This window comes from Ectothiorhodospira haloalkaliphila ATCC 51935, assembly GCF_000633935.1.
GTDB classification, from domain to species: domain Bacteria; phylum Pseudomonadota; class Gammaproteobacteria; order Ectothiorhodospirales; family Ectothiorhodospiraceae; genus Ectothiorhodospira; species Ectothiorhodospira haloalkaliphila.
The window spans coordinates 256,658-272,086 of the sequence record NZ_KK214996.1; the positions used below are offsets into that span (position 1 = coordinate 256,658).

Genomic DNA, 15,429 nt, shown 5'->3' on the forward strand with positions numbered 1-15,429 from the left:
GGAGAGACTTCATGGAACAATCCGCCACCACTTCCCTGCTCATCGCCATCGTCACCGACGATGTGTCGGACAAGGCGCTGGACATCGCCGATCGTTCCGGTATCTCGGGGGCCACGATGGTACCCGCCAGTGGCATCGGGTCGCCCCCCATCAAGACCTTTTTCGGCCTGACCTTTCAAAGCGCGATGACCCTCATGTTCTGGATCGCCGATACGGAGGTCGCCAATCGCACCGCCCTGCAACTGCGCGACGAGCTCAATCTGGACTCCCCCCGTCAGGGCCTGGCGTTGACGCTCCCCGTGGATCAACTCTACGGGCTGAACATCAATCAGACGCAAACCCCGCCTACGCCTCCATGACGGCGCCCTTGTCAGTTGTCGACGCGTGGTTTTTGGTCCCCCCCACAAACTCTTTTGATTCAAGAAGATGAAAAAAGGTTGACAGTGGCGCGCGGGTCTGTAGAATACGCACCCATCAGCGACGCGGGAATAGCTCAGTTGGTAGAGCACAACCTTGCCAAGGTTGGGGTCGCGAGTTCGAGTCTCGTTTCCCGCTCCAAAGTTTTCCAGAACCTCGGCGCTGCCGGGGTTTTTTGTTTGACCATCGGGGATGCTGTACTTCCCCGATCGTTCAAAGGCTGGGTGGCAGAGTGGTTATGCAGCGGCCTGCAAAGCCGTGTACGCCGGTTCGATTCCGACCCCAGCCTCCATATTCACAAAAAGCCCGACGATCCCTTGGGGTCGTCGGGCTTTTTGTTTGGGCGCCAGCCGGCCGTGAAAAATGTGACCAAAGGCTCTGCCTTTTGCCAGACAGCGGGCATACAATTCATTTGCCCTGAAACCCATTTCCTGAATCGTCGGTGGATGAGCCGATCAAGGAGATCATCATGATATATCGCAAATTACTTCCGGCTGTCGCCACGGCCATGGTCACCGCCCTGCCCTTTGCCATCCTGGTGGGCTGCTCCGACCCCGGTCCGGCGGAAGAGGCCGGCGAGTCCGTGGACGAAACCATGGAAGAAGCTCAGGATCAGTTCGACGATGCGGTGGATGCTGTGCAGGATGCCGCTGATGAGGCCGCCGAGGCTGTTAGCGACATGGTGGACGAGCCCGGCCCGGCCGAAGAGGCTGGGCGCGAGGTGGATGACGCCATCGAGGAAGTGGAAGAGGCTGGCGAAAAATTGATGGAAGACTGATACCGTTCGTCGGCCATATCGTGGGGGGTACTCCGGTATCCCCCATTTGGATCGTGCTGCGCGTCACACATTTTTTTTGATCGTTTACAATCCCACGGCTGTTCTACTTTCCTTTCGCGGGAGTGTGCTGTGGTCGAAATTACCAGGGCCTTGAATCTGAACGCAGAGCAGGAAGCCCTGATCGACATGCACAGTTTTTTGAATGTGCTCAACGTATTGGCCTGCGAAATGGATCTCATGGCCTACGGCCTGGGGGACTCCCCGCCCCTTCAGGAAGCCCTCGCGCTGGTCCATGCGTTCGCCGACGCCCTGCAGACCCCGGAGCAAGCGGCTTCGTGGTTGGCCGACCCACAGTCTCTGCAAACCCGCATCCACGCCCTCCTCAGCCAGGCCCTGGAAGGTGTCGCCCTGGATGAGGAATTGCATGCGTCCACTGACAATATAGAATCCATCCTGGCGGTCCTTGGCACTCGCGTGCGCGAACTCGAGGCCCGCTCAGGGGCTCCACTGGGCTGGGCCTGGCTGGAAGTCGCCCCATTACGGTCAGACTTCTGGCAACTGCTGCTCGCCATCGAAAAGAACAGCAAGGGACGCTATCGCATCACTCAGAACATCGCCGAGCAACAGCCGGACGATTACCTGATCAAGGTGGACATTGATAGCCTGGAGGGCGACCACCTTTATGTGCCCGCCATCTTTCAGGATGTGATGCGTGACCTGTTGGCCAACGCCCGCAAATACACGTCACCCGGCGGACGTATCCTGGCCGGGCTGAAGGAAACAGAGCGCGAAATCCGTTTCGTGGTGGACGACACGGGCATGGGCATTCCTCCCCACCAGATCGAGGGTATCGTGGAGTTCGGCGTACGTGGTGAAAACGTCCGTGACAGACCCACGCGGGGCGGTGGCTTCGGCCTCACCAAAGCCTATTGGGTGGTGCGCCATTGCAATGGGCGCATGTGGATCCACTCCGACCTGGGAGTCGGCACCTGCATCGAGATCATCCTGCCCCGACCCAGGCCTCAGACTGCCCCACCCCAGCCAACCCCTGCTGCTTGAACATGAACCCCGAAGGGAGGATCAGCGGTTCACGTCGATGACGGTACGACCGCGTACCTGGCCCGCCAGGATCTTCTCTGCCAGGGGAATCACGTCACCCAGACCCACGTCGCTGGTCATGGCCTCCAGCTTGTCAGTGTCCAATTCCGTGGCCAGACACTCCCAGGCCTCCAGGCGACGCTCCATGGGCGCATAGACGCTATCCACGCCCAGCAGATTCACGCCACGCAGGATGAACGGGGCCACGGTAGTGGGCAGATCCATTCCCTGGGCCAGACCGCAGGCGGCCACGCTGCCCCCGTACTGGGTGGTGGAAAGTACATTGGCCAGGGTCTGGCTTCCCACTGTATCCACCGCCGCCGCCCAGCGGGTCTTCCCCAGCGGCTTCCCGCGGCCTGAGAGTTCATCCCGGTGGATCACGTCAGACGCCCCCAGGGCCTTGAGGTGATCCGTCTCTTCGGTGCGACCGGTGGATGCCACCACGTTGAAGCCGCGGCCTGCCAGTAGTGCCACTGCCACGCTGCCCACACCGCCATTGGCACCGGTCACCAGCACATCCCCCTTGTCCGGCGTGACGCCCTGGCGCACCAGCGCCAGCACGCAGAGCATGGCGGTGTAACCGGCGGTCCCCACGGCCATGGCCCAGCGCAGGGACAACGCAGAGGGCAGCGGCACCAGCCATTCGCCCTTCACCCGGGCCTTCTGACTCATGCCACCGGGATGCCCCTCGCCAACCCCCCAGCCATTGAGGATCACCTCGTCACCGGGCTTGAAGTCCGGATGATCACTGGATTCCACGGTCCCGGAAAAATCGACCCCCGGCACCATGGGGTATTTCCTCACCACGGGTGCCTTGCCGGTGATGGCCAGGCCATCCTTGTAGTTCAGGGTGGAATAGGCCACCCGCACGGTCACATCTCCGTCGGGCAAGTCGGCATCCGTCAGAGACTCGATACCGGCAGTGACCTCCTCATCGTTCTTGTGCAACACAATGGCTTGATGCATGGCGATTCATTCTCCGAGGCTGCGGGTGTGCGAAGCGGGGCATTGAACCCTGCGTGTCAGCTTGCCAGACTGTCCCGATGTGAAACACCCCTGAGGCCTTCCCCATGACCCAGCCCCCGCGCCTGGAACGCGTACCCGGCCCCAAGGCAGAGCCCTATCTGGGATCGCTGGCAAGACTGCGTATACGGGTATTCAGGGATTTTCCCTACCTTTATGACGGCGATGCCGCCTACGAGACCGAATACCTTGCAACCTACTTCAGTTGTGCCGAGAGCGTGGTGATCCTCGCCCGGGACGGTGATCAGATCGTCGGGGCCTCCACCGCCCTGCCGCTGGAATATGAGACCGACAACGTGATTGCGCCCTTCCGACAGCGTGGCATGGCACCGGAGCGGGTATTCTACCTGGGCGAATCTGTGCTGCTGCCGGAATATCGCGGCCAGGGCGTGGGGGTGCGATTCTTCCAGGAGCGCGAGGCCCATGCCCATAGTCTGGGCCGTTTCGATCGGGCGGCGTTCTGCGCCGTACAGCGCCCGGCAGACCATCCGCAGCGGCCCGCGCACTACGTTCCACTGGATAGCTTCTGGGAGAAACGCGGCTACCGCAAGGATCCGGAGCTGGTGGCCCATTTTTCCTGGAAGGACCTGGACGAAGCCGAAGAGACCACCAAGCCCATGACCTTCTGGGTGAAGGAACTGAGACGCTGATACCGCGTCCTCACCGCAGAGCACTTGATGAAGACGCCATGAGGAAGGACACACAGTGACCGACCACCAAACACAAACGGACCTGGCGCAGCGCATCGACGCCGTTCTGGATCAACTCAACACGGTCATCTACGGCAAGGCCACCCCCGTGCGCCTGTCCCTGGCCTGCCTGCTGGCCCGTGGGCACCTGCTGGTGGAAGACTTGCCCGGCGTGGGCAAGACCACCCTGGCCCATGGCCTGGCCCGCACCCTGGGGCTGCAGTTCCAGCGGATCCAGTTCACCAGCGATCTGCTGCCGGCAGATATCCTGGGGGTGTCCATGTTCAGCAGCGAGCGCCAGCGGTTCGAGTTTCACCCTGGCCCGGTGTTCTCCCAACTGATCCTCGCCGACGAGATCAACCGGGCCACGCCCAAGTCACAAAGCGCCCTGCTGGAGGCCATGGAGGAACAGCAGGTCACTGTGGAAGGGGTGACGCGGCGTTTGCCGGAACCCTTTTTCGTCATCGCCACACAGAACCCCCAGGAGCAGATCGGCACGTTCCCCCTGCCCGAGTCCCAGATGGATCGGTTCCTCATGCGGATTCATGTGGGCTATCCCGATGCCCGGGCGGAGCGGGCCCTGCTGAGGGGGCGGGACCGGCGCGAACTGCTGGAAGAGTTGCCGGCGCAACTGGAAGACGGCCAACTGGTGCAACTTCAGGAACAGGTGACGCAGGTTCACGTCTCCGACGCCCTGCTGGATTACGTCCAGGCCCTGATCGCCCATTCCCGTCAACCAGGCCTTTACCAAATGGGTCTATCCCCGAGGGCGGGCCTGGCACTGATGAGGGCCTGTCAGGCCTGGGCGCTGGTGAATCACCGGGACCATGTTGTGCCTGAGGACGTGCAGGCCATCCTGCCCTCGGTGGCCGGACACCGGCTGCGCCTAGTGGAATCCCCCACCATGGCCCCGGCGCAGGTGATACAGGGCCTGATCGAGGCGGTTCCGGTACCCTGACATGAAGACTGCCACTGCCTGGCTTGGTCGCACTCATCAGGGCCTTAGAGAGAGGGCAATCCGCTGGATCACCCGGGGCCAGCGCCCCGAGGGCAGGCAACTCACTCTGGATAGGCGCTGCATCTACATCCTGCCCACCCGTCAGGGTTACACGTTTGCCCTGGTGCTGGTGGTGATGCTCCTGGGGGCCATCAACTACAGCAACAGCATGGCCTTCATGCTCACCTTCCTGCTGGCCGCCCTGGGGGCCAATTCCATGTGGCACACCCACCGCAATCTGCTCGGCCTGCGCATCACCCGTCAGCCGGCCACACCGGTCTTTGCCGGGCAGACCGCGCAGTTCACCTACACGGTGGACAACCCCAGCCGGGTATCGCGGCGCGGGCTGCTGCTGGAGGCCCCGGAACAATCGCCCACCGAGTTCTCGGTCGGGGCCCGGGAGAACACCCCGGTCACATTGAACCTGCGGGCACGGCGGCGGGGTGTACTGCGACCGGGTCGACTGCGGCTGCATACCCGCTACCCCCTGGGGCTGTTTCGGGCCTGGTCATGGCTCAATTTTGACGAATCCGTACTGATCTACCCGCAGCCGATCCCGGTGGAACAGACACCCAGCGGCGACGGTGAGGACACCGAACCCCAAGCCACACGCAACCGGGCAGGCGAGGAGTTCACCGGGGTGCGGGCGTATGCACCCGGGGATTCTCCCCGGCGACTGGACTGGAAGGCCCTGGCCCGCACCGGCGACATGTACACCAAGGAGTTCCACGAGCTTCAGGGTGGCCAGACCTGGCTGGACTGGGAACACCTGCCCGCCGCCGACGTGGAGACACGCCTCTCCATGCTTTGTCATCTGGTACTGGAGGCTCACGGCAAGAAACTGCGCTTTGGTCTGCGCATGCCCGGGGTGGAGATCGAGCCGGCCACGGGCGAGCGTCATCGGCAACGCTGCCTGGAGCAATTGGCCTGCTTCGCACTGCCTGCGGGGGAAAGTCCATGAGACTGTTCACGCCCGCTCCCGCCATGGGCGCCCTGCCCCGGGAGGAACGCCTGCCGCAACGCTCCAATGCGCTGCCCTGGCTGATTTTCGCCCTGTGTTTCGCCATGCTGCCGCACCTGTTCAACCAGCCACCCTGGGTGGTGGCCATGGCGGCGCTGGCCATGGGCTGGCGAGCCCTGGCCCATTGGGGGCGCATGCCCATGCCGGGTCGCTGGCTGCTGGTGCTGCTCACCCTGGTGGCCACCGGCCTGGTGGTCACCCAGTATGGCACCCTGTTCGGCCGCGATGCGGGAGTGGCCCTGCTGATCCTCATGACGGGCCTGAAGCTGCTGGAGACGCGCGGCTTCCGGGACGCCATGCTGGGGGTGTTCCTGGGCTATTTCGTGGTGATCACCAACTTCTTCTACTCCCAGGAGATCCCGCTGGCCCTGTACATGGTGGCGGCGGTCTTCGCCACCACGGCGGCCCTGGTGCGGCTCAATGCCGGTGACGGGGCCCAGCCCTGGCGGGAATCCCTCTCCCTGGCCGGTTTGATGCTGGCCCAGGCCCTGCCACTGATGATCATCCTGTTCCTGCTGTTTCCACGCCTGCCCGGGCCGCTGTGGGGCATGCCCCAGGATGAGTCTGCTGGCATCACCGGGCTGTCCGACAGCATGTCGCCCGGCTCCATCAGCGAACTGCTGCAATCCGATGCTCCGGCCTTTCGGGTGTCCTTTGCCGGAGACATCCCGGATCAGAATCTGCGCTATTGGCGCGGCCCGGTATTCTGGGAGTATGACGGCCGCACCTGGCGCTTCGGTCGTGACCGGGGCGAGGCGACGCCCCAGCCCGTGACCATCGATGAAGACGACATCTTCACCTACACGGTCAATCTGGAGCCCCATGACGGACGCTGGCTGCTGGCCCTGGATATTCCCCTGACCACGCCCCAGGACGCCCGCATGACCGCTGACCACGACCTGGTGTCGCGGCGCCCGGTGCGCAGTCTGATCCAGTACAGCGTGTCTTCCCTGCCCAACATGCCCCTGGAACCCGTATTGAGTGACCACCGTCGCAGTGCGGCCCTGGCGCTGCCCGATGGCACGGCACCCCGGGCGCGGGCGCTGGCCCGGAGCTGGCGGGAGGCCCACGAGGACGACGGTGCCGTGGTGGGGGCGGCCCTGAGTCACTTCAACCAGGAGCCTTTCTTCTACACCCTGTCGCCGCCGAGCCTCCCCAGGGACCCGGTGGATCAATTCCTGTTCGAGTCACGGGCGGGCTTTTGTGAGCACTATGCCAGCGCCTTTGTGGTGCTGATGCGCGCTGCCGGCATTCCGGCGCGGGTGGTCACGGGCTATCAAGGCGGGGAATACAACCGCATGGGGGATTATCTGCTGATCCGCCAATCGGATGCCCATGCCTGGGCGGAGGTATGGCTGGAGGATCGGGGCTGGGTGCGTGTGGACCCCACGGCCGCCGTGGCGCCGGACCGCATTGAGCAGGGGGTGCGCGCTGCCCTGTCCGACGACGCAGGCCTGCCGGACTACATGCTGCGCAGCCTGGACTGGGGGGCCATCCGCCTGCAGTTCGAGTTGTGGCGGGACAGTCTCGATTACTACTGGAGTGGCTGGGTGCTGGCGTTCGGGCCGGAGCGACAGGCGGAACTGCTGGAACGCCTCGGCCTGGGCCGCTTGGACTGGCGCGGCATGATCACCCTGATGGTGGTGTTGATCGGCCTGGTGGTGCTGGTGTTCGCGGCCATCTTCCTGTGGCGCAACCGCTTGCCGGTGGCCGATCCGTTATCGCTGGTCTATCGCCGATTCTGTCGTCGCCTGGGTCGCTGGGGGCTGACCCGCTCTGCCCATGAGCCACCGATGGCCTTTGCACAGCGGGTGGGCCGCGAGCGTCCCGATCTGGCAGAACCGGTGATGGCATTCACACAGGAATATGTGGCACTGAGGTATGGCAGCCGGCCGGATCCTGAGCGGTTCCGTCGTCTGCGACGGCTGTTGAGGGAAGTGCGTCCACGGCGAACATTGCAATAGCGCCATGGCATTTGGGGAGAGAGGGCGCTTTCACGCTGGGTAGGGAAAACCCCTCTCCCCGGGGGGAGAGGGGCTGGGGTGAGGGGCGCAACAGCAGACAACCACCCCCTACGCCGGAATCCGCTCCCCCTCCGGTGCGACGGGTTCACCCACCCCGACGGCCGGCCCCCCCTTGCGGCGGTAATCATCGATAGCCGCCTTGATGGCATCCTCAGCCAGCACAGAGCAATGGATCTTCACCGGTGGCAGGGCCAGTTCCTCGGCGATCTGCGTGTTCTTGATGGATCCCGCCTCCTCCAGGGTCTTGCCCTTCACCCACTCGGTGAGCAGGCTGGAACTGGCAATCGCCGAGCCACAGCCGTAGGTCTTGAACTTGGCGTCCTCGATCACGCCGACATCATTCACCTTGATCTGCAATTTCATCACGTCGCCGCAGGCGGGGGCACCCACCATGCCGGTGCCCACGGAGGTATCGCTCTTGTCCATTGCCCCCACGTTGCGGGGATTCTCGTAGTGGTCAAGCACTTTGTCACTGTAGGCCATGTCATTTCACCTCTTCGTTCGTGCGTGTATCAGGCCTCAATGGGCCACCCACTCCACGGATTTCAGGTCGATCCCCTCCTGGTGCATCTCCCACAAGGGAGACAGGTCGCGCAGTTTTTGCACCGCCGACTTGACCAGCGAGATCGTGTGGTCCACTTCCTCCACGGTGGTGTAACGCCCCACGGAGAAGCGGATGGAACTGTGCGCCAACTCATCATCCCGTCCCAGGGCGCGCAACACATAAGACGGCTCCAGACTGGCGCTGGTACAGGCCGAACCCGAAGACACGGCGATATCCTTGAGGGCCATGATCAGGCTCTCCCCCTCCACAAAATTGAAGGAGACGTTCAGGTTGCCCGCCACGCGGCTTTCCAGATCGCCGTTGAGATACACCTCATCCATCTCCGACAGACCTGCCCAGAGGCGATCGCGCAGCATGCGCAAACGCTCGTTCTCAGCGCCCATCTCCTCGCGAGCGATACGGAAAGCCTCCCCCATGCCCACGATCTGATGGGTGGCCAGGGTGCCGGAGCGCAGACCCCGTTCGTGACCGCCACCATGCATCTGGGCCTCGAGACGCACTCGCGGCTTGCGGGAGACATACAAGGCGCCCACGCCCTTGGGACCATAGGTCTTGTGGGCCGAGAAGCTCATCAGGTCCACAGGCAATCTGGAAAGGTCCAGCTCCACCTTGCCGGTGGACTGAGCGGCGTCCACATGGAAGACGATGCCCCGCGACCGGGTGAGATTGCCAATCGCCTCCAGATCCTGGATGACGCCGATCTCGTTGTTCACATGCATGATGGAAACCAGCACCGTGTCATCACGAAGGGCAGCCTCCAGCTTGTCCAGATCCAGCAGGCCGCTGGGCTCAGGCTCCAGGTAAGTCACCTCGAAGCCCTCACGTTCCAGTTGGCGACAGGAATCCAGCACGGCCTTGTGTTCGGTCTTCAGGGTGACGATATGGCGACCCTTTTTCTGGTAGAAGTGCGCAGCCCCCTTGATGGCCAGGTTGTCGGCCTCGGTAGCGCCGCTGGTCCAGATGATTTCCCGGGGGTCGGCCCCCACCAGGGCGGCTACATGTTCCCGGGCCTGCTCCACGGCCTGCTCAGACTCCCAGCCAAAGCTGTGGGAGCGAGAGGCCGGGTTGCCGAAGGTCCCCTCGCGAGTGAGAAAACGACTCATGGTCTCCGCCACTCGCTCGTCCATGGGTGTGGTGGCGGCGTAATCCAGATAGATGGGCAGTTGCAAGGCCATGATTCCTCCTCAAGCAGCGGTGCGGCGGAAGATGAAGTGGTGGTGGGCGCGCTGGTGCTGGGCATCCTGACGTTGCGCCACCTGCTGCACTTCCGGACGATTGGAGAACTGATCCAGCGTGATGCCGTCGAGGAAGCTGTACAGCTGCTCACTCAGGTCATCCCACAGTTGGTGGGTGAGGCAACGCTCACCATCCTGGCAGGTTCCCTTGCCGGCGCAGCGCGTCATGGTCACGTTTTCGTCAACGGCGGTGATGATGCGCGCCACGGTGATTTCGTCCGATGGCCGCGACAGTCGGTAACCACCGCCCGGGCCACGAACCCCCTCCACCAAGCCGTTCTTGCGCAGCTTGGCGAAGAGTTGCTCCAGGTAGGACAGGGAGATCCCCTGGGATTGGGAAATATCCGCCAGTGTCACCGGGCCAATCTTGTCGTGGATGGCCAGGTCCAGCATGGCGGTCACTGCATAGCGGCTTTTCGTCGAGAGTTTCATGACTGGCCCCTTCCTCGGTTGTCAGGCTTCATAATTCCTGAGCTGCATAGTCAGGATTTAGAATGGTTTTACAATAACCAAGTCAGACAGTCAAGAATTAAGGCGAAAAAAATCAGCCGGGCATCAGAACCGATGCCCCTGGCGCAGACAGTAACCCAGCCATTTGTAGAGGAAGCGATTGAAACGCCAGCGGCACTGCAGGGCCTGCCAGTCCGGATGATCGCCCAGGCTCACCTCCTCACCGGTACGCCGGCTGTGGCGACCCAGCACCTCCACCTGCCGCGCATCGTGATACACCCTCACCCGCAGGTTGGGACTGCGGCGAGTGGACCGGTCACCCTCCACGTCAAAGTGATAGGTCAGCAGCAGCGTGGTGGTATAAGGGCAGCACTCCAGCACCTCCAGGTGCAGATCCATGACGCCGGGCACGCTGGACACCCTGGGGCAATCCAGCGACTGGGGCTCGGGGCATAACTGCCGCAGGCGAATGTAATTCACCTCATACAGATCCATCAGCGCCGCAAAGCTGCGGGGCATGGGATCCAGATAGGCGGGTTTGGAGGCTTCGAGCAACATGGCGGGATGTTAGCACAGGGACAGGGCGCCCAGTATTTGCTAACTTTATCCCCACATTTCATGCAGGAAGGCCCGTGTCCATGAAGATCCATCGTGTGCAAACCACCCCCTTCTCCGACCAGAAACCGGGCACCTCCGGTCTGCGCAAGAAAGTGAAGGTCTTCAGGCAGCCCCATTATCTGGAAAACTTCGTCCAGGCGGTGTTCGACGTGCGCCCCAGCCTCAAGGGCGGCGTGCTGGTCCTGGGGGGTGACGGCCGTTATTTCAACCGCGAGGCCATCCAGATCATCCTGCGCATGGCCGTGGCCAATGGAGTGGCCCGGGTCATCGTCGGTCAGGGCGGTATCCTGTCCACGCCCGCGGCCTCCTGCCTGATCCGAAAATACACCACGCAGGGCGGCCTCATTCTCTCCGCCAGCCACAACCCCGGTGGGCCGGACGAGGACTTCGGCATCAAGTTCAACACCCCCAACGGCGGCCCGGCTCCGGAAAAAGTCACCGGCGAGATCCATGAGCGGGCCTGCGAGATCACCCACTACCGCATCGCCGACATCCCGGATATCGACCTGGACACACCCGGGCGCACCACTGTGGGCCCCATGGTGGTGTCGGTAGTGGATTCGGTGAACGACTATGCCGAACTGATGCAGTCCCGGTTCGATTTCGACCGCATGAAGGCCCTGTTCCAGGATGGCCGGTTTTCCATGCGCTTTGACGCCATGCACGCGGTGACCGGCCCTTACGCACGACGCATCCTCGAGGACATGCTGGGTGCGCCAGCCGGCACGGTGATGAACGGCCAGCCCCTGGAAGATTTCGGCAAGGGACATCCCGATCCCAATCTGGTCCATGCCAAGGACCTGGTGGATGCCTTGTACACGGATGACGGCCCCGACTTCGGCGCCGCCTCCGATGGGGACGGCGACCGCAACATGATCCTGGGGCGGCAATTCTTCGTCACCCCCAGCGACAGCCTGGCGGTGCTGGCTGCCAATGCCCATCATGTGCCCGGCTACGCGAAGGGCATCCGCGGCATCGCCCGTTCCATGCCCACCAGCCAGGCGGCAGACCGGGTGGCCGAGAAGATGGGTATCGAGTGCTTCGAGACCCCCACAGGCTGGAAGTACTTCGGCAACCTGCTGGATGCTGGCCGGGCCACCCTGTGCGGCGAGGAGAGCTTTGGCACGTCGTCGGACCATGTGAGGGAAAAGGACGGCCTGTGGGCCGTGCTGTTCTGGCTCAATCTGCTGGCAGTGCGCGGTGAGTCGGTGGCGGATATCGTGCGTGATCACTGGCGCCAGTTCGGGCGCAACTTCTACACCCGTCACGACTATGAGGGCGTGGATGTGGCTCAGGCCGAGGCGGCCATGAATCAGGTGCGCGAACAACTCGACTCCCTCAAGGGCCGCCGTTTCGGCAACTTCACCGTAGCCTTGGCCGATGATTTTGCCTACACGGATCCGGTGGACGGCTTGGTGGCCGAGGGTCAGGGCCTGCGGGTGCTGTTCAACGATGGCGCGCGGCTGGTGTTCCGGCTTTCCGGCACCGGCACGGCGGGTGCCACGCTGCGCCTGTATGTGGAGCGCTACGAGGCCGATCCGGAACGCCACGATCAGGACACCCAGGAGGCACTGGCTCCCCTGATCGACATTGCCGAGGAGATTGCCGGCATCCGGACCCATACGGGCCGCGATGCACCCACTGTCATCACCTGAGCCAACGCCGCAGGCTTGGCTAAAAGCATATAATCCAAGGGAATTTTATAACCCCGCCTTGCAGCGCGCCGGCAGACCTGCTATCTATAAGCGGATTTGATGCAGCGCGACATTCTGGATACCCGCCCGTGGACTTCTCCCCGGGCCGGGTGACATCCACCCCTTCAGTACCTTCAAGCGAACGCTGTGCCCCGCCCGCTCCCGGCCATGCCGCTACGGGCGGACAGCCATTCACCGTTAACCGCCCCCTGATCGGGCGCACCCAGGCGGAGCCGTCGATCCATGCCAAACGATAACCGACCGTTATCACCCCATCTGCAGGTGTACAAGCCGCAGTTGACATCGGTCCTCTCGATCCTGCACCGCGCCACCGGTGTCATTCTCAGCCTGGCCAGTCTTCTGCTCATCTACTGGCTCGTCTCCCTGGCCGCGGGCCCGGAGGCCTTTGCCCGTGCCGAGGGCCTGCTGCATAGCGGCCTTGGGCTTTTTGTCCTGTTCGGTGTAACCCTCTCCCTGTTCTACCACCTGGGCACCGGCATCCGGCACCTGATCTGGGACACCGGCCGCGGCCTGGAGATCAAGCAGGTCTACCTGAGCGGCATCCTCGCCCTGGTGGCCACCCTCATTCTCACGGCGATCTTCTGGATCTTCGTACTCATCTGATCGGGGAGAGCATCATGAGTCTTCGCACACCATTGAGCCAGGCGCGCGGCCTGGGTTCGGCAAAGGACGGCACCCACCATTGGTTCGTCATGCGCGTGAGCTCCATCGCCATGGTACCGCTGATGCTCTGGCTGATCTTCAGCCTGGGCAGCCTGGCCGGCGCCGGCTTTGAAGCCACCTCTGCCTGGGTCGCAAACCCCCTCAATACTGTTCTGCTGATCCTGACCGTGGGGGCCTTGTTCCACCATGCCTACTTGGGACTGCAGGTGATCATCGAGGACTACGTGCACGGTGAGGGCAAAAAGTTCGCGAGCCTCATTGCCATGCAATTCCTCATGTTGCTGCTGGCGGTCACCGGGATCGTCGCCATACTGCGCATTGCTTTCGGGAGCTGATTGATGAAGGGCGACTACAAGATTATCGACCATGCCTATGACGTGGTGGTGGTCGGTGCCGGCGGGGCCGGCCTGCGGGCCACCTTCGGCATGGCGGAAAAGGGCCTCAAGACCGCCTGCGTCACCAAGGTTTTCCCCACCCGCAGCCACACGGTGGCCGCCCAGGGGGGCATTTCCGCAGCCCTGGGCAACATGGGCGAGGACGACTGGCGCTGGCATATGTATGACACGGTCAAGGGTTCCGACTGGCTCGGTGATCAGGACGCCATCGAATACATGTGCCGCGAGGCCGCCCCGGCCATCATCGAGCTGGAGCACTACGGCGTGCCCTTCTCCCGCACGGAGGACGGCAAGATCTATCAGCGCCCTTTCGGCGGCATGACCACCCGCTTCGGTGAAGGTCGCGCCCAGCGCACCTGTGCTGCCGCCGACCGGACGGGCCACGCGATCCTGCACACCCTTTATCAGCAGGCCCTGGCCCATCAGGCCGAGTTCTACATCGAACACTTCGCCACCGACCTGATCATGGACGGTGACACCTGTCGTGGCGTGCTCTCGCTGGATCTGGTGAACGGCACCCTGCACCGCTTCAACGCCCACCTGGTGGTGCTGGCCACGGGCGGCTATGGGCGTAGCTATTTCTCCTGCACCTCGGCTCACACCTGCACCGGCGACGGCATGGGCATGGCGCTGCGCGCCGGGCTGCCCATGCAGGATATGGAGTTCGTGCAGTTTCATCCCACCGGCGTCTATGGCGCCGGCTGCCTGATCACCGAAGGCGTGCGCGGCGAAGGGGGTTATCTCACCAATTCCAAGGGCGAGCGGTTCATGGAGCGCTATGCCCCCAACGCCAAGGACCTGGCCTCCCGCGACGTGGTCTCCCGCTCCATGACCGTGGAGATCAACGAAGGCCGCGGCGTGGGCGCCAAACAGGATCACATTCACCTGCACCTGGAACACCTTGGGCCGGAAGTCATCAACGAGCGCCTGCCGGGCATCGCCGAGACCGCACGCATCTTTGCCGGCGTGGACGTGACCAAGGAACCCATCCCGGTGCTGCCCACGGTGCACTACAACATGGGTGGCATCCCCACCAACTACCGTGGCGAGGTGGTCACCCTCAAGGATGGCAACCCGGACCATATCGTGCCAGGCCTCATGGCCATCGGCGAAGCGGCCTGCGTCTCGGTGCATGGCGCCAACCGCCTGGGTTCCAACTCCCTGCTGGACCTGGTGGTGTTCGGTCGTGCCGCCGCCATCCGCGCCAGCGAGATCGTCAGCGATATCGGCGCCGCCGTCAAACCCCTGCCTGACGGTGCCGCCGACAAGGCCCTGGAACGCCTGGACCGCCTGCGCTACGCCGACGGTGCACGCTCCACCGCCTCCATCCGCGATGACATGCAGCAGTGCATGCAGCGCTACGCCGCCGTGTTCCGCACCGGCGAAACCCTGCAGCAGGGCTGTGATCGCATGGACGAGGTCTTCACCTCATTTGGCGATGTGCGCGTCACCGACCGCTCCCTGATCTGGAACTCGGACCTGGTGGAAACCCTGGAGCTGGAAAACCTGCTGGGCTGCGCCGTGAGTACCATCCGCTCCGCGGTGAATCGCCCGGAGAGCCGTGGTGCCCACGCCCGCGAGGACTGTCCCGACCGGGACGACGAGAACTGGATGAAGCACACCCTGTCCTGGGTGGACGAACAGGGCAAGGTTCGCCTCGACTACCGCCCGGTGCATCTGTACACCCTCAGCGACGATGTGGACGTCGTGCCCCCCAAGGCACGGGTCTACTGATTCCCGG

The 15,429-nt window shown here is 63.3% G+C and carries 16 protein-coding genes and 2 tRNA genes; 13 read left to right on the forward strand and 5 right to left on the reverse strand.

What is annotated here, in order from left to right:
* Positions 1-11 precede the first annotated feature (11 nt).
* From ECTHA_RS0102980 to ECTHA_RS0103000, 5 genes are all read left to right on the forward strand, one after another.
* Positions 12-359: a hypothetical protein gene (locus tag ECTHA_RS0102980; RefSeq protein ID WP_025281999.1), complete on the forward strand. Its 348-nt coding sequence runs from the start codon at positions 12-14 to the stop codon at positions 357-359.
* A gap of 123 nt (positions 360-482) precedes the next feature.
* Positions 483-558: transfer RNA gene (locus tag ECTHA_RS0102985), tRNA-Gly, on the forward strand.
* Positions 559-635: 77 nt separating this feature from the next.
* Positions 636-709 (forward strand) — tRNA-Cys (locus ECTHA_RS0102990).
* A 177-nt stretch (positions 710-886) separates the two neighbouring features.
* A complete protein-coding gene (locus tag ECTHA_RS16910; RefSeq protein WP_128571917.1) occupies positions 887-1,195 on the forward strand; it encodes a hypothetical protein in 309 nt (102 codons plus the stop codon).
* A 129-nt stretch (positions 1,196-1,324) separates the two neighbouring features.
* On the forward strand, positions 1,325-2,254 hold the full coding sequence (locus ECTHA_RS0103000) for an ATP-binding protein (protein ID WP_128571918.1): 930 nt from the start codon (positions 1,325-1,327) through the stop codon (positions 2,252-2,254).
* 21 nt (positions 2,255-2,275) lie between these two features.
* On the opposite strand, the gene acuI is transcribed toward ECTHA_RS0103000, so the two are convergent.
* A complete protein-coding gene (gene acuI / locus ECTHA_RS0103005; RefSeq protein WP_025282002.1) occupies positions 2,276-3,259 on the reverse strand; it encodes an acrylyl-CoA reductase (NADPH) in 984 nt (327 codons plus the stop codon).
* 104 nt (positions 3,260-3,363) lie between these two features.
* Here acuI and ECTHA_RS0103010 point away from each other — a divergent pair, with 104 nt between their 5' ends.
* Genes ECTHA_RS0103010 through ECTHA_RS0103025 form a run of 4 tightly spaced genes read left to right on the forward strand, consistent with a single transcriptional unit; the run spans position 3,364 to position 7,987 of the window.
* Positions 3,364-3,966, forward strand: a complete 603-nt coding sequence (locus tag ECTHA_RS0103010; RefSeq protein WP_025282003.1) for a GNAT family N-acetyltransferase — start codon at positions 3,364-3,366, stop codon at positions 3,964-3,966.
* 55 nt (positions 3,967-4,021) lie between these two features.
* A complete protein-coding gene (locus ECTHA_RS0103015) occupies positions 4,022-4,963 on the forward strand; it encodes an AAA family ATPase (RefSeq protein ID WP_051582556.1) in 942 nt (313 codons plus the stop codon).
* A 1-nt stretch (position 4,964) separates the two neighbouring features.
* Entirely contained in the window at positions 4,965-5,963 is a 999-nt protein-coding gene (locus ECTHA_RS0103020; RefSeq protein ID WP_025282005.1) for a DUF58 domain-containing protein, read from the forward strand.
* Complete coding sequence (locus ECTHA_RS0103025) at positions 5,960-7,987, forward strand: transglutaminase TgpA family protein (protein ID WP_244875612.1); 2,028 nt, start codon at positions 5,960-5,962, stop codon at positions 7,985-7,987. The genes ECTHA_RS0103020 and ECTHA_RS0103025 overlap by 4 nt, the downstream gene beginning before the upstream one ends.
* 108 nt (positions 7,988-8,095) lie before the next feature.
* Here ECTHA_RS0103025 and iscU read toward each other — a convergent pair whose 3' ends face one another.
* The 4 genes from iscU to ECTHA_RS0103045 all read right to left on the reverse strand — a co-directional run bounded on the left by iscU (position 8,096) and on the right by ECTHA_RS0103045 (position 10,855).
* Positions 8,096-8,530 carry a Fe-S cluster assembly scaffold IscU gene (gene iscU / locus ECTHA_RS16915; RefSeq protein ID WP_025282006.1) on the reverse strand — a complete coding sequence of 145 codons (435 nt, stop codon included), beginning with the start codon at positions 8,528-8,530 and terminating at the stop codon, positions 8,096-8,098.
* A gap of 36 nt (positions 8,531-8,566) precedes the next feature.
* A complete protein-coding gene (locus ECTHA_RS0103035) occupies positions 8,567-9,790 on the reverse strand; it encodes an IscS subfamily cysteine desulfurase (protein ID WP_128571919.1) in 1,224 nt (407 codons plus the stop codon).
* Between the two features lie 6 nt (positions 9,791-9,796).
* On the reverse strand, positions 9,797-10,279 hold the full coding sequence (locus ECTHA_RS0103040) for a Fe-S cluster assembly transcription factor (RefSeq protein ID WP_025282008.1): 483 nt from the start codon (positions 10,277-10,279) through the stop codon (positions 9,797-9,799).
* Positions 10,280-10,402: 123 nt separating this feature from the next.
* The gene (locus ECTHA_RS0103045) at positions 10,403-10,855 is read right to left on the reverse strand and encodes a DUF1249 domain-containing protein (RefSeq protein ID WP_025282009.1); all 453 of its coding nucleotides are present in this window, start codon (positions 10,853-10,855) and stop codon (positions 10,403-10,405) included.
* A gap of 80 nt (positions 10,856-10,935) precedes the next feature.
* Between ECTHA_RS0103045 and ECTHA_RS0103050 the strand changes: the two genes are divergently transcribed.
* The 4 genes from ECTHA_RS0103050 to sdhA all read left to right on the forward strand — a co-directional run bounded on the left by ECTHA_RS0103050 (position 10,936) and on the right by sdhA (position 15,422).
* The gene (locus ECTHA_RS0103050; RefSeq protein WP_025282010.1) at positions 10,936-12,570 is read left to right on the forward strand and encodes an alpha-D-glucose phosphate-specific phosphoglucomutase; all 1,635 of its coding nucleotides are present in this window, start codon (positions 10,936-10,938) and stop codon (positions 12,568-12,570) included.
* 282 nt (positions 12,571-12,852) lie between these two features.
* A complete protein-coding gene (gene sdhC, locus ECTHA_RS0103055) occupies positions 12,853-13,233 on the forward strand; it encodes a succinate dehydrogenase, cytochrome b556 subunit (RefSeq protein WP_025282011.1) in 381 nt (126 codons plus the stop codon).
* A 14-nt stretch (positions 13,234-13,247) separates the two neighbouring features.
* The gene (sdhD, locus tag ECTHA_RS0103060; protein WP_025282012.1) at positions 13,248-13,628 is read left to right on the forward strand and encodes a succinate dehydrogenase, hydrophobic membrane anchor protein; all 381 of its coding nucleotides are present in this window, start codon (positions 13,248-13,250) and stop codon (positions 13,626-13,628) included.
* A 3-nt stretch (positions 13,629-13,631) separates the two neighbouring features.
* On the forward strand, positions 13,632-15,422 hold the full coding sequence (gene sdhA / locus ECTHA_RS0103065; RefSeq protein WP_025282013.1) for a succinate dehydrogenase flavoprotein subunit: 1,791 nt from the start codon (positions 13,632-13,634) through the stop codon (positions 15,420-15,422).
* Positions 15,423-15,429 lie beyond the last annotated feature (7 nt).